Source organism: Streptomyces sp. TM32 (assembly GCF_004122755.1).
Taxonomy (GTDB): Bacteria; Actinomycetota; Actinomycetes; order Streptomycetales; family Streptomycetaceae; genus Streptomyces; species Streptomyces sioyaensis.
Genome location: NZ_SDIG01000056.1, coordinates 1 through 12,590 on the forward strand (window position 1 = coordinate 1; position 12,590 = coordinate 12,590).

General features: G+C 71.3%; 15 protein-coding genes. 9 read left to right on the forward strand and 6 right to left on the reverse strand.

Translation table 11 applies throughout. The features are described from left to right. Positions 1-1,319 (forward strand): PTS transporter subunit EIIC (locus EST92_RS15030; protein WP_129281446.1); only part of this gene is annotated, 1,319 nt, incomplete at its 5' end. Positions 1,320-1,416: 97 nt separating this feature from the next. Then, a complete protein-coding gene (locus EST92_RS15035; protein WP_129281447.1) occupies positions 1,417-1,701 on the forward strand; it encodes a hypothetical protein in 285 nt (94 codons plus the stop codon). A 57-nt stretch (positions 1,702-1,758) separates the two neighbouring features. Here EST92_RS15035 and EST92_RS15040 read toward each other — a convergent pair whose 3' ends face one another. Together EST92_RS15040 and EST92_RS15045 are read right to left on the reverse strand one after the other, a co-directional pair. After that, positions 1,759-1,965, reverse strand: coding sequence for a hypothetical protein (locus EST92_RS15040; protein WP_129281448.1), 207 nt, complete (start codon positions 1,963-1,965; stop codon positions 1,759-1,761). After that, a complete protein-coding gene (locus tag EST92_RS15045; RefSeq protein ID WP_216849102.1) occupies positions 1,965-2,108 on the reverse strand; it encodes a hypothetical protein in 144 nt (47 codons plus the stop codon). Before EST92_RS15045 ends, EST92_RS15040 begins: the two co-directional genes overlap by 1 nt. Positions 2,109-2,335: 227 nt before the next feature. Between EST92_RS15045 and EST92_RS15050 the strand changes: the two genes are divergently transcribed. Further along, positions 2,336-3,175 (forward strand): helix-turn-helix transcriptional regulator, encoded by an 840-nt coding sequence (locus EST92_RS15050; protein WP_129281449.1) that lies wholly within the window; start codon positions 2,336-2,338, stop codon positions 3,173-3,175. Continuing rightward, positions 3,159-3,524, forward strand: coding sequence for a DUF397 domain-containing protein (locus tag EST92_RS15055; protein ID WP_129281450.1), 366 nt, complete (start codon positions 3,159-3,161; stop codon positions 3,522-3,524). Before EST92_RS15050 ends, EST92_RS15055 begins: the two co-directional genes overlap by 17 nt. A 63-nt stretch (positions 3,525-3,587) precedes the next feature. On the opposite strand, the gene EST92_RS15060 is transcribed toward EST92_RS15055, so the two are convergent. Next, the gene (locus tag EST92_RS15060; protein WP_129281451.1) at positions 3,588-4,064 is read right to left on the reverse strand and encodes a hypothetical protein; all 477 of its coding nucleotides are present in this window, start codon (positions 4,062-4,064) and stop codon (positions 3,588-3,590) included. 203 nt (positions 4,065-4,267) lie between these two features. Continuing rightward, the gene (locus EST92_RS15065; RefSeq protein ID WP_129281452.1) at positions 4,268-4,654 is read right to left on the reverse strand and encodes a hypothetical protein; all 387 of its coding nucleotides are present in this window, start codon (positions 4,652-4,654) and stop codon (positions 4,268-4,270) included. Between the two features lie 416 nt (positions 4,655-5,070). Here EST92_RS15065 and EST92_RS15070 point away from each other — a divergent pair, with 416 nt between their 5' ends. Both EST92_RS15070 and EST92_RS15075 read left to right on the forward strand, forming a co-directional pair. Next, positions 5,071-5,832: a response regulator transcription factor gene (locus EST92_RS15070; protein WP_129281453.1), complete on the forward strand. Its 762-nt coding sequence runs from the start codon at positions 5,071-5,073 to the stop codon at positions 5,830-5,832. Further along, positions 5,829-7,487, forward strand: a complete 1,659-nt coding sequence (locus tag EST92_RS15075) for a HAMP domain-containing sensor histidine kinase (RefSeq protein WP_254068821.1) — start codon at positions 5,829-5,831, stop codon at positions 7,485-7,487. The genes EST92_RS15070 and EST92_RS15075 overlap by 4 nt, the downstream gene beginning before the upstream one ends. A 20-nt stretch (positions 7,488-7,507) precedes the next feature. Here EST92_RS15075 and EST92_RS15080 read toward each other — a convergent pair whose 3' ends face one another. Next, a complete protein-coding gene (locus tag EST92_RS15080; protein ID WP_129281454.1) occupies positions 7,508-7,972 on the reverse strand; it encodes a hypothetical protein in 465 nt (154 codons plus the stop codon). A gap of 314 nt (positions 7,973-8,286) precedes the next feature. Here EST92_RS15080 and EST92_RS15085 point away from each other — a divergent pair, with 314 nt between their 5' ends. Genes EST92_RS15085 through EST92_RS15095 form a run of 3 tightly spaced genes read left to right on the forward strand, consistent with a single transcriptional unit; the run spans position 8,287 to position 10,590 of the window. Further along, the gene (locus tag EST92_RS15085) at positions 8,287-8,727 is read left to right on the forward strand and encodes a hypothetical protein (protein ID WP_129281455.1); all 441 of its coding nucleotides are present in this window, start codon (positions 8,287-8,289) and stop codon (positions 8,725-8,727) included. Then, positions 8,724-8,987 carry a hypothetical protein gene (locus EST92_RS15090; protein ID WP_129281456.1) on the forward strand — a complete coding sequence of 88 codons (264 nt, stop codon included), beginning with the start codon at positions 8,724-8,726 and terminating at the stop codon, positions 8,985-8,987. The genes EST92_RS15085 and EST92_RS15090 overlap by 4 nt, the downstream gene beginning before the upstream one ends. A gap of 10 nt (positions 8,988-8,997) precedes the next feature. After that, positions 8,998-10,590, forward strand: coding sequence for a protein kinase (locus EST92_RS15095; protein ID WP_129281457.1), 1,593 nt, complete (start codon positions 8,998-9,000; stop codon positions 10,588-10,590). A 187-nt stretch (positions 10,591-10,777) separates the two neighbouring features. Here the strand turns inward: EST92_RS15095 and groL are convergent, their stop codons facing one another. Then, positions 10,778-12,403, reverse strand: coding sequence for a chaperonin GroEL (gene groL, locus EST92_RS15100; protein ID WP_006603858.1), 1,626 nt, complete (start codon positions 12,401-12,403; stop codon positions 10,778-10,780). Positions 12,404-12,590: the final 187 nt, after the last annotated feature.

The window sequence follows — 12,590 nt, forward strand, 5'->3', positions numbered from 1 at the left end:
GCGCCGAATGGCCGGCCGCACGGCTGCGCCTGCCGCACACCACCACCGCCGACGCACTCGCCGCCCAGGGCGCCGCCCTCAAGGCCCGGCAGAAGTCCCGTAACGCCACCCCGGCGAAGCTGTTCCTCCGCCGGATCGCCCAGGTCTTCGTGCCGCTGATCCCGGCCCTGATCGGCTGCGGCATCATCGCCGGAATCAACGGCCTGCTGGCCAACCTCGGCTGGCTGCCCTCCCTCGTCCCGGCATTCACCGCCCTCTCCTCCGGCTTCATGTCCCTCATCGCCGTCTTCGTCGGCTACCACACCGCCAAGGAGTTCGGCGGCACTCCCATCCTCGGCGGCGCGGTCGCCGCGGTCATCGTCTTCCCGGGCGTCACCCACGTCACCGCCTTCGGCCACCAACTCGCCCCGGGCCAGGGCGGGGTGCTCGGCGCCCTGGGCGCGGCGCTGCTCGCCGTTCAGGTGGAGAAGTGGTGCCGCCACGGCGTCTTCCCCGGCCGGACGAAATCGAGAGCCTGGGGAAAGGTCCCCGAGGCGCTGGACGTCCTGCTCACCCCCACCCTGACGGTCCTGGTCACGGGCCTGGTCACGCTCTTCGGCCTGATGTACGCCGCGGGCGCGGTCTCCACCGCCACCGGCACCGCCGCCACCTGGCTGCTGGCCCACGGCGGCGCCGTCGCCGGCTTCGTCCTCGGCGGCCTCTTCCTCCCCCTCGTGATGCTGGGCCTTCACCAGGCCCTGATCCCCCTCCACACCACCCTCATCGAGCAGCAGGGCTACACGGTCCTGCTCCCGATCCTCGCCATGGCCGGAGCCGGCCAGGTCGGCGCCGCCCTCGCCGTCTACCTCCGTCTCCCCCGCAACCGCTCGATCCGTACGACCATCAAGTCCGCCCTCCCCGCAGGCTTCCTGGGCGTCGGCGAGCCGCTGATCTACGGGGTCTCGCTCCCCCTGGGCCGCCCCTTCCTCACCGCCTGTATCGGCGGCGCGTTCGGCGGCGGCGTCATCGGCCTGTTCAACCAACTCGGCGACGCCGTCGGCTCCACCGCGATCGGCCCCTCCGGCTGGGCCCTGTTCCCCCTGGTCAAGGGCAACCACGGCATCGCCACCACGCTCACCGTCTACGCCCTGGGCCTGGCCGCCGGCTATCTCGCGGGCTTCCTCGCCACCTACTTCTTCGGCTTCAGCAAGCAGATGAGAACGGAGCTGAACGCGGATACGGCCTCCGCCGACGTCCCCGATCCGGACGCCCCCGGGAGCACGGACGCCGCGACTCCCGCCCCGGAATCCAGCCGCCACGCCACCGCCGCGCGGACCTGAGGACGGGCCCTCGGCACCCCTCAGGCTCCCCTCGGCACCAAGCCTCTCGGCGTCCAACGAGCCCTCGATGTCCGACCGCGCCCATAAGGTCGGCGGCATGCTGATTCGATTACGCCGCCCCTGGCGCGCCAGGCTGGCGGTGGCCGTCACCGTTCTCGTCCTCTCCGTCGCCGGGGTGGCACTGATTCTGTGGGGCGAGACACCGCCCCCGTTCCCGCCGCTGCCCCCGTCGCACGACAACGTCGTGATCCAGGTAGCCGTCGAGACAACCCTCGACCGCGATACTCCGCCCGCACCGGCCACCCTCTGCGGAGCCGTCATGCTGTCCGTGGCCGGGGCGCTCGGCCTCGCGGGCTGCCTGATCGGCCGCCGCCGCAAGTGACCTGACAGCGGCTCAAGAAAGACCTCTGGCTTCTGCCCTCCACGCTGGTGGGCCCCCTCACGGCATCCGGCTCTGCCAGTTGAGCTCTCTGACACGGGCCGCCAGTACGGCGGACGGCGGGGCGGCGCGCAGGGCGTGCGGTGGGCAGTGCCACGGTGCGCCACCCCCGGGCGGACGGAGTTGCACGAACGGCCCTTCGTGGCCGACGACCCGGCCGATGCGCCCGTCCCGCCCGTCCACCGCATAGCTTCCGGGCACCGGCATCACGGCCGCCGCTCCTCCTCACCGTGCCCCGGTACGGCGGTCCGGGCGTAGTCCGCCAGTACGCCGGCGAGCCGCCGGGCGGTGTCCAGATTGCATCGCCCCAGCTCGACCAGCGGCGCCAGGTGGCCGCTCGCACACGACACCGGATCGACGCCGACGGAAGGCAGGGTGATCCCACCGCCCGGAGTGCGGTGTGCAATTCCGTCGCTACGCCCTCGGCCTGCCGCATCCGCTCACGCGCCGTCAGCATTCGCCTCATCACCTTCCACGCTGAGTGTTGCCATTGCGCACACAGCGTGGCGATAACGGGTCTAGCCTGCATAGAGGCGCAGACCCAACAACCGATCGTGTGTAACAGGGAGTTGCTGCGATGCCCGGACCGAAACCCCTCGACCCGTCCTCGTCACCCCGCGCCATGCTCGGCGCCGAGTTACGCCACAAGCGCGAAGAGGCGGGTCTCACCCAGGAGGAACTCGGCAGCCCTCTCTTCGTCAGCGGGTCGTTCATCGGCCAGCTGGAGGCGGGGACACGGCGGATGCAGATGGATTACGCCGTGAAGATGGACGAAATCCTGGCGACGGACGGCTACTTCGTCCGCAACTGCGAGGCCGCGACGAAGTCGAAGTACCCGGATCATTTCGCGGAAGCGGCGGAGGCGGAAGCCATCGCCACCACCATCAAGGAGTACGCGCCGCAGCTGATTCCGGGGTTGTTGCAGACGAAGGGCTATGCTCGGGCCGTTTTCCGCGAGTACCAGCCGACGGCGACGGAGGACGTCATCGACGAACTGGTGGCGGCGCGGCTTGAGCGGGCTCACCTGCTGGCAGATCCAACGACCCCTCTGTTGTGGGCGGTACTCGACGAAGCCGTGCTACGCAGGAGGGTAGGCGGGGCCCGAGTAATGGCAGAGGCCTTACGGCACGTCGCCGACTTGGCTCACCGGCATCGGATCATTGTGCAGGTCCTGCCGTTTGCGGCGGGAGGCCATGCGGCCATGAATGGTTCCCTCAAGCTGATGGCCTTCAAGGACGCGCCTTCGCTCGCCTACCTCCAAGGCCTGGGAACTGGCTACCTGCAAGACGATCCGGCTACGGTCGCCCGTCACGAACTGACTTACGATTTGCTCGGGGCCAGCGCACTGTCACCCCAAGATTCCCTGGCCCTGATCGAATCAGTGGCGGAGGATTACGCTCATGAGGATCAGCCCTGAGTACGGCCTGCACTCGGCCACCTGGCACAAGTCCAGCTACAGCGGCGGCGACGGCGGCGACTGCCTAGAGGTGGCCCGGGACTTCCCCGGCGCCGCCCAATGGCGTAAGTCCACCCACAGCGGCGGCGAGGGTGGCAACTGCCTCGAAGTCGCCACCTGGCGGAAGTCCACCCACAGCGACGGCAGCGGCGGCGACTGCCTCGAAGTCTCCGACGACCACCCCGGCATCGTGCCCGTCCGCGATTCCAAGGACCCGCTCGGACCGACGCTCGCGTTCCGGGCACCGGCCTGGGCGTCGTTCGTCGAGGGCGTCAAGTCAGGTTCCCTGCATTCCCTGCATACCGCCTGACGCAGCGCTCGGGGTTCGAGCCTCAAGCCGCGGACCCCGAGCCCTCTTTCCACGCGGCCGAACTCACCGCTTCTCCCGGTCCCAGGACCGGACCTCCTTGACCACCCGCCCCGTCGTACGGGTGGTGCCCGCGGAGCACGTCACCGAGCGGAACCGGCCGCCGACCTCGGCGACCCAGAACGCATCGGCCACCGTGTACGCCTGGACGCACCGGCTGCGCCGCCACCCCCGGAAGTCCGCCTCGACGATGTCACCGTCGGGCGGCAGTTGCCCCCACGCCAGCGACCAGTGCGTCGCCGCCGAACGACCGCTGTGCCGGCCGCCCCTGAGCGGTGAGACGCTGAGCGTGCTCAGGACGGACACATCGATCAGCCCGGCCCGGCTGTGCACCTCCAGGGCGGGCCGGCCCTCGGAGCCCCGCGCGATGCGCAGCCACCAGCCGCTGAGGGGCAGCCGCAGGGCACCGGACTCGATGACGGTGAGGGCGCCCGGGCCCGTACGGGAGAGCTCGTCCGGTGTAAGGGATGCGCTGCATTCCACGGTGTCTCCTGGTGCTCGACGCCTCAGCGTGTGAGGTCTCTGAAGCTCGACAGCCAGGAGCGTACGGACGCACTTTGTGGATTCCCTGTGGCCCTTTCCCACTACGTCGGCGCCGGTACCAAGCGCCCCGGCGCACGGCGAGGCGGCCCCCAGCTGGAGAGCCGTGCCGGGGGCCGCCGGTCAGTCGGGACGAGCAGCCGCCGTCAGGCCGGGCCCTTGGGGAAGTTGAAGACCTGTACCGTCTTGCCGTCGTGCTTGTAGACGACCTTGGGCGTGGCATCGGCCTGCGCCGCGGGCTTCGGGTAGGCGATCGTGTACGTCCCGTTCGTGTCCATCCGGCTCGGCACCGGGCCGGGCTTGTCCTTGTTCAGCACCCCGGTCCTGCCGTGCTCGGGGTCCTGGATGGTGACGCTGCCGTTGTTGCCGTCCAGCTTGAGGGTGTCGCCGCTCTCGGCCTTGACCGTCTTGACGTAGTCCGTGGGCATCGCGACCGCCGCACTCGTCGGGAGGGCGATCGCAGCACCGGTCACGGCGACGGCGAGGGCGGTGCGCTTGAGGCGCCGGGCGTGCGGCAGGGTCTGCTTGAACATGTCTGCTCCTTCACGGATGCATGGGGGGTGTCCCAGGCCGGTCGGACCTGGTGGGGGGCGCCGAGAAGCACCCATACCCGGAAAGGTAGATAACTCCCGTTTCAGTCGTCCCGAGATCGTGTATCAGGCACATCTCGACCGTTGAACGAGACAGTGACATCTGAACGAGACAGGGCCGTCGCGGGAGCCGCCACAGAGCACCCACAGAGAACCCACAAGATTGCGCTCTACGGTCGCGCCGCGGCTGCCTTGCAGGGCGTGCCGTCGGTGAGTGGGTCGGTGAACCGGGACGGCGTCAGCAGTGAACTGCACACGATGCGGTAGCTCTGTGCTCCAGGGGCTGGACGGCCGGTGGTGCTGCAACAACTGCGGGGCGAGCGGATGAGCCGCCCACTGAGACGAAGGCGGAGCCTGGAATGTGCGCGGCGAAGCGCCCGGACCGAGTCCTGATCGTCGATGACGACGCGATGATCCTGCGTTCCCTCGGGCGCGGCCTCCGTCTGAACGGGTTCACCGTGGCGCTCGCCGAGGACGGTCCGACGGCCCTTGCAGAACTGACGGAGCGTCCCCCGGACGTGGTCGTCCTGGACGTTTCCCTGCCGGGCCTCAGCGGCACCGACATCTGCCGCACCTTGCGCGCCAACGGGGATGAGGTGCCGGTACTGATGCTGTCCGCGCTGGACGAGCTGGCGGACCGGGTCGCGGGGTTGCAGGCCGGGGCCGATGACTACCTGGTCAAGCCGTTCGCGCTCAAGGAACTTGTGCTTCGGCTGGAGGCTCTGTTGCGCCGCCGTCCGCCCGGGGGCAGGGACGAGGCGCAGATCGGTGACCTCGTCCTCGACATGGCGGCCCGCGAGGTGACGTACCAGGGCGCGCCGGTCCGGCTCACCCGCCGGGAGTTCGAGCTGCTGGAGGTGCTGGCCCGCAACGCGGGGGTCGTGCTCACCCGTGACCAGTTGCTGGACCGGGTGTGGGGATACGACTTCGCCGTCCGCACCGATGTCGTCGACACCTTTGTGAGCTACCTTCGGCGCAAGCTGGAGGCCGACGGGCGACCGCGCCTGGTCCATACGGTCCGCGGCGTCGGCTTCGTCCTGCGGGCGGACGAGCGGGCGACCGGGCGGACGGAAAGCCGGGCGGACGGATGGACGGACAGCCGGAAGGGGTCCGCACGATGAGGCTCTCGACCCGGATCGCCCTCGCGATGGGCATCGCCATGCCCCTGCTGGTCCTGGGCTCGGGGCTGCTGCTCCTGCGCCTGGTCACCCATGACGTGCACGCCGAGCAGGATGCCCATCTGCGGGAGCGGGCCGCGGTGCTGCTGCCGCTGGCCAGGGGGCTGCTGCGGACCACGGACAAGGGACAGCCGCGGAAGGCGGCGAACCAGGAGCGGCGGCTGCTCGGTGCGGGCCTCGACGTCGGGGTGCGGCTCCTCACGGCCGAGGACAAGCCGGGGACGCCCGGTAACGGCGGCGGGGACGCGGCCACCGGCGGGCAGGCCGGCACCTGGCGCGGGCAGAACGCGGGCAACGGCCAGGCGGCCGCGGGCGGGCCGGGCGCCGCGGCCGTACGGCCGGCGTACCGGGAGGTGGCCCAGGCCGGTCCCCAACCCGCCGACACCGTGGCCCTGCCGGCCGCCGCACCCGACCCCGTGACCGTGTGGTCCCACGGAAACGCCTGGCGCGCGCTGTCGGTGGAAGTGCGGGGCGCGGGCGGGCAGACCGGCCCGCACGGCACGCTATGGGTCTTCTCCCGCGGATCGGCCGGGAGCGACAAGATCGACACCGTGCAGCAGCGCATCATCCTGGTGGCGCTGATCACCGCACCGCTGACCGGGCTGCTCTCCCTGGCCATCGCCGGACGCGCCACCCGCCCGCTGCGCCGGCTCCAGCGCCGGGCCGGCGGGCTGGACCCCCGGACCAACACCGCCCGTCTGGACCACACCCCGTCGCGGATCACCGAGGTGGACGACCTGGCCCGCACCCTACAGACCGTGCTGACCCGCTACGACGAGCAGGCAGCGCGGACCGAGGAGGCGCTGGCCACCGCGCGGGCCTTCTCCGCGACCGCCTCGCACGAACTGCGCACCCCGCTGATGGGCATGCAGACCAATCTGGACATCCTCGCCGACCACCCGGACCTCGACCCCGCCGACCGCGCCGAGGTCCTGGACGACCTGCACGCCGGACAGCAGCGGCTGATGCGCACGCTGAGCGCGCTCCGGGGGCTCGCCCAGGGCGATCTGGTGGAGGCCGACGCCTTCGGTCCGGTGGACCTCTCCGAGCTGGTCGCCGTGGCGGTGGACGAGGTGGAACGGCACCACCCCGGCGTCCGGCTGACCGCGCACCTCACCCCCGGGCTGCGGCTGAGCGCCTGGGAGCCGGGGCTGCGGATGGCGGTGGAGAACCTGCTCCGCAATGCGGTGGTCCACGGGAGCCGGCCGGGTCTACCGGCACGGGTCGAGGTGGTGCTGCGGCCGGACGGCCCACCGACGGAACCGGTCGCCGTACTCACCGTGGACGACGAGGGCCCGGGCATCGCGCCGGAAGAGCGCCGGCAGGTCTTCCAGCGGTTCCACCGGCGCACGGACAGCCCCGGCTCGGGGCTGGGGCTGACCCTGGTGGCCCAGCAGATCGCCCTGCACCGCGGCACCGTGGAGATCCTGGACCGGCCCACGGGGACCGGCGCCCGGTTCGAGGTGCGGCTGCCACGTCCCGTAGACGTCGAGGCTGACACCCGCACCCTGCAACTGCCCCTGCGCCGCGCCTGGTTGAGCGAGACTCCGGCCGGGGGGCCCACCCCGGACTTCGCCTGGGCGCCCACCCCGGAGTAGTCATCAGGGAACCCCGCCCCTCAACTCTCCCTCCACCGGGCCTCCCTGGCCACCCGCATCGTCACCCGGCTCGCCCCCGCGGAGCACGTCACCGAGCGGAAGTGGCCCTCGACCTCGGCGACCCAGTACGCATCGGCGAGGGCGACCGCCTGGACGCTCCGGCTGCGCCGCCACCCACGGAAGGACACCTCGACGACGTCGGCGCCGGGTGGCAACTGCCCCCACGCCAGCGACCAGGCCGCCGCCGTCCCGCTGCTGCGCCGGGCGCCCCGGAGCGGCGAGACGCAGACCGCGCTCACGACGGACACATCGATCAGTCCGGCCCCGCTGTGCACCTCCAGCGCCGGGCGGCCCTCGGAGCCGCGCGCGAGGCGCAGCAGCCAGCCGCTCAGGCGCAGCCGCAGGGTACGGGGCCCCAGGGCGGCGAGGGTGGCGGAGCTCGTACGGGAGGGCTCATCCGGCACGAGGAAATCAGCGCGGTCCACGGTGTCTCCCGGGGTTCGACGGGCAGGTGCGTGCGCTGCCGCCGACGCGGAGGCGACGCTCAACTGGCCCGGAGAGTAAGGACGTTCCTTGTGGATTCCTTGTGTCGGCGAACCTCTGCCGGGCCCTGACCTCGGCTTCTCCACGGAACGACGCGCACCGCACCCCCGAGTCACAAGATCCCCACAAGGAACGTCCCTACGTTCTGTGTCACCGGCCGGTCCGCCTCCAAGGGAGACCGGATGCGGCCGCGTCCATCCCTTTCCGGAAACCCCGCGTTTCCGGGAAGCCATTCGTTCCTGGAAGGAGCACCACCATGCAGCGTCCCAAGATCGCAGTGGCAGGCCTGCTGGCCGGACTTACGCTCGCCGGTTCCCTGCTGGCCACGGCAGGGCCGGCAAACGCGGCGGACTCCGACAGCCCGGCCTCCGCGCCCACGGCAACGTCCCCGAAGACCGGCCACAAGGGCCACGGCAAGAGCCTCTGTGAGCGGGTGCCCAACATCGAGAAGCGCATCAACAAGGCGCTCGACCGGCTCAACGGCGATGCGACCACCCGCGGTTCGATCGCGCGGATGGAGGTGCGCGTGCACAAGGCCCACTCCAAGGGCCACGAGGAGGTCGCCACGTTCCTCCAGGACCGGCTCACCCACCGCAAGGAGCTGAAGCCGAACCTCACCCGGAAGCTCCGTGACCTCAAGGCCGTCGCGACCTGGTGCGAGAAGAAGGACGACGCCAAGGGCGGCAGCGGCTCGTGAGGCGACGTTCCCGGCGGTTCGCGCTGCTGCTGACGGCGGCGGTCGCGGTACCAGCCCTGGCGGTCACCGGCTGTTCGGGAGACTCCGGCCAGGCGTCCTCGGGGGACCCCGCGGGCAGCGGCGCATCGTCCTCGGCGTCACAGGACCCCTCCGGTTCGTCCGGTTCGTCCGCTGAGGAAGCGGAGATGGAGAAGAAGATCCAGGACGCCGAGAAGGCGGCGAACGACGCCGACGCCGACGCGGCCGAGGATTCTCAGTGAGGAGCCGGTAATGGAGGCGGGGGCATCCGCGGGCGCTTCCCGGGGCACGCACACCGCGGAAGTACGCCGGCTGGGCGGCCGGTACGAGCTGGGCGACCGGCTCGGCCGGGGCGGCACAGCCGAGGTCCACGCGGCGCACGACCTGCGGCTCGGCCGCGGCGTCGCGGTCAAGACCCTGCGGTCCGACCTGGTCGGGGACCCGGAGTCGCTGGCGCGCTTCAGGAGCGAGGCGCGCTCGGCGGCGTCGCTCAACCACCCGTCCATCGTCGCGGTCTACGACACCGACGAGGACATGGTGGACGGCACGTTCGTTCCGTACATCGTGATGGAACGGGTCGACGGGGCGACCTTCGCGGAACTGCTGCACGACCGGCACCGGCTCCCGCCCGCCAGGGCACTGGAGTTGACCGCCGGAGTGCTGAAGGCGCTGGCGCACGCGCATCACAGCGGCATCGTCCACAGCGACATCAAGCCCGCCAATGTGATGCTCACCCGCGACGGTGCCGTCAAGGTGACGGACTTCGGCATCGCACGGCCCGTGGCGGTGGAGGGGGCCGACCTGCCCCCGGACACCACGGTCGTCGGTACTCCCCCGTACCTCTCCCCGGAGCAGGCACGGGGGCAGGCCGTGGGTGCCCCCGCCGACCTCTATTCCACCGGCTGCCTGTTGTACGAGCTGCTGACGGGGCGTCCGCCGTTCCTCGGTGCGGGCGTGATGGACCTGGTCCTCCAGCATGTGGAGGCCACCCCGGAGCCCCCGTCGGCTCATGCGCCACAGGTGCCTCCCGAGTGCGATGCGCTCGTGCTCCGGGCACTGAACAAGGCGCCCACAGACCGCCCACCGAACGCCGAGGCGATGCTCGCAACCGTCGAGCGGATCCTGGGCGGCCTCCCCTCCGGGCACTCGGGCCCGGAGGCGGCGTTCGGTGGGCCGGCGGACGCGGGCGGGCCCCCTGGCCCGCCCGCGTCCCGCCCCCACACATCCGGCCCGCTCACCCCGAGCCCACCCGTGCCGAGCCTGCACACGGACCCGACGTTGGTGTTCCCCGCCCCGGATCCGCCCGTCCGGGGCGACCGGGGACGCCGCTCCCGGCCGGCCCGGTGCCGGGTCGGCCGGACGGCCGGGCTACTGGCCGGCGCGCTGCTGGCCGTGGTCGCCGGCGGATACGCCCTCACGGTGGCGGGAAGCGGGGAGCCGGGCAGCGGAGAGCCGGACACCGCCGCAGCGAGCGCCGCGGCGTCCAGCACCGCGAGCCCGGCCTCCCCGGCACCGGGCGAGTCGCCGGAGCACGAGCCCGGCCGGCAGTCGGCGGACGGCCGGCAGCCGAAGGGCGGGCAGGCGAGCGACCGGGGCAAGGCCCGGGTTCCCGCCCTGGTCGGCGGCACGCTGCCGCAGGCGCGGGCCGCCGCCGAGCGAGCGGGGCTCCGGGTGATGCCGGCCAAGCGCCTGCCGGGCCTGCACTGCCCGGAGGGGTCCGCCGAGCCGGGCACCGTATGCGCTCAGTCGCCGGGGCCGGGCGCCGACATGGCCCGCGGGTCCACGATCCGGGTCAGGGTGCCGGAGAACCACCTCCACGCCCACCGCCGCCCCGCACGGCGATGACCTGACCGTACCTCGGATCCACGGAACCGCAGATCCACAGAACCCCAGATCCGCCGCACCGCATACCCACAGCACCGCATACCCGCAGAAACAACGCCGCCGGGGCGGCACCCCCTGGGAGGAGGGTGCCGCCCCGACGTACGTCTGGACGTGCGGTCCGGGAGGACCAGCGTCTGATCCGCGAGGATCAGAAGTCCATGTCACCGCCCGGCATGCCGCCCGGAGCGCCCGCCGCGGCGGCCTTCTCCGGCTTGTCGGCGATGACGGCCTCGGTGGTGAGGAACAGCGCCGCGATGGAGGCGGCGTTCTGCAGCGCGGAGCGGGTGACCTTGGCGGGGTCGATGATGCCCTCGGCGATCATGTCGACGTACTCGCCGGTCGCGGCGTTCAGGCCGTGGCCGACGGCCAGGTTGCGCACCTTCTCCACCACGACGCCGCCCTCAAGGCCGCCGTTGACGGAGATCTGCTTCAGCGGAGCCTCCAGCGCGAGCTTCACGGCGTTGGCGCCGGTGGCCTCGTCACCGTCGAGGTCCAGCTTCTCGAAGACCGAGGAGGCCTGGAGCAGGGCGACGCCACCGCCGGCGACGATGCCCTCCTCGACGGCCGCCTTCGCGTTGCGCACGGCGTCCTCGATGCGGTGCTTGCGCTCCTTGAGCTCCACCTCGGTGGCGGCACCGGCCTTGATGACGGCCACGCCGCCGGCCAGCTTCGCCAGACGCTCCTGGAGCTTCTCGCGGTCGTAGTCCGAGTCGCTGTTCTCGATCTCGGCGCGGATCTGGTTGACGCGGCCCTGGACCTGCTCGCTGTCACCGGCACCGTCGACGATGGTGGTCTCGTCCTTGGTGATGACGACCTTGCGGGCGCGGCCGAGCAGTTCGAGACCGGCGTTCTCCAGCTTGAGGCCGACCTCCTCGGAGATGACGGTGCCACCGGTGAGGATGGCGATGTCGCCGAGCATGGCCTTGCGGCGGTCACCGAAGCCCGGGGCCTTGACGGCGACGGACTTGAAGGTGCCACGGATCTTGTTGACGACCAGGGTCGACAGGGCCTCGCCCTCGACGTCCTCGGCGATGATCAGCAGCGGCTTGCCGGACTGCATGACCTTCTCCAGGAGCGGCAGCAGGTCCTTCACGCTGCTGATCTTGGAGTTGACGATGAGGATGTACGGGTCGTCGAGCGCGGCTTCCATGCGCTCCATGTCGGTCGCGAAGTACGCCGAGATGTAGCCCTTGTCGAAGCGCATACCCTCGGTGAGCTCCAGCTCCAGACCGAAGGTCTGGGACTCCTCGACGGTGATGACGCCTTCCTTGCCGACCTTGTCCATGGCCTCGGCGATCAGCTCGCCGATCTGGGTGTCGGCGGCGGAGATGGAGGCGGTCGAAGCGATCTGCTCCTTGGTCTCCACGTCCTTGGCCTGCTCCAGCAGGGCAGCGGAGACGGCCTCGACGGCCTTCTCGATACCGCGCTTGAGGGCCATCGGGTTGGCGCCGGCGGCGACGTTGCGCAGGCCCTCGCGGACCAGGGCCTGGGCCAGGACGGTCGCGGTCGTCGTGCCGTCACCGGCGACGTCGTCCGTCTTCTTCGCGACCTCCTTGACCAGCTCGGCGCCGATCTTCTCGTACGGGTCCTCGAGCTCGATCTCCTTGGCGATGGACACACCATCGTTGGTGATCGTGGGGGCGCCCCACTTCTTCTCGAGGACGACGTTGCGGCCCTTGGGGCCGAGGGTCACCTTGACGGCGTCGGCGAGCTGGTTCATCCCGCGCTCGAGACCGCGCCGCGCCTCCTCGTCGAACGCGATGATCTTGGCCATGTGAAGTGGTCCTCCCGGACTAATGGGGTCTCCCCTGCTCGAACGCAGTTGAGAGCGTGGGGAAGGATTTCTCCGGACCGCGCTGGCGCCCGCGACGGACGGCCTACGGACCCGCGGTGGTTCCTTGCCCCACCCGGCCCGCGGGCCTCACCGACCCGGTCCTTCGTAGCACTCTCACGCGGAGAGT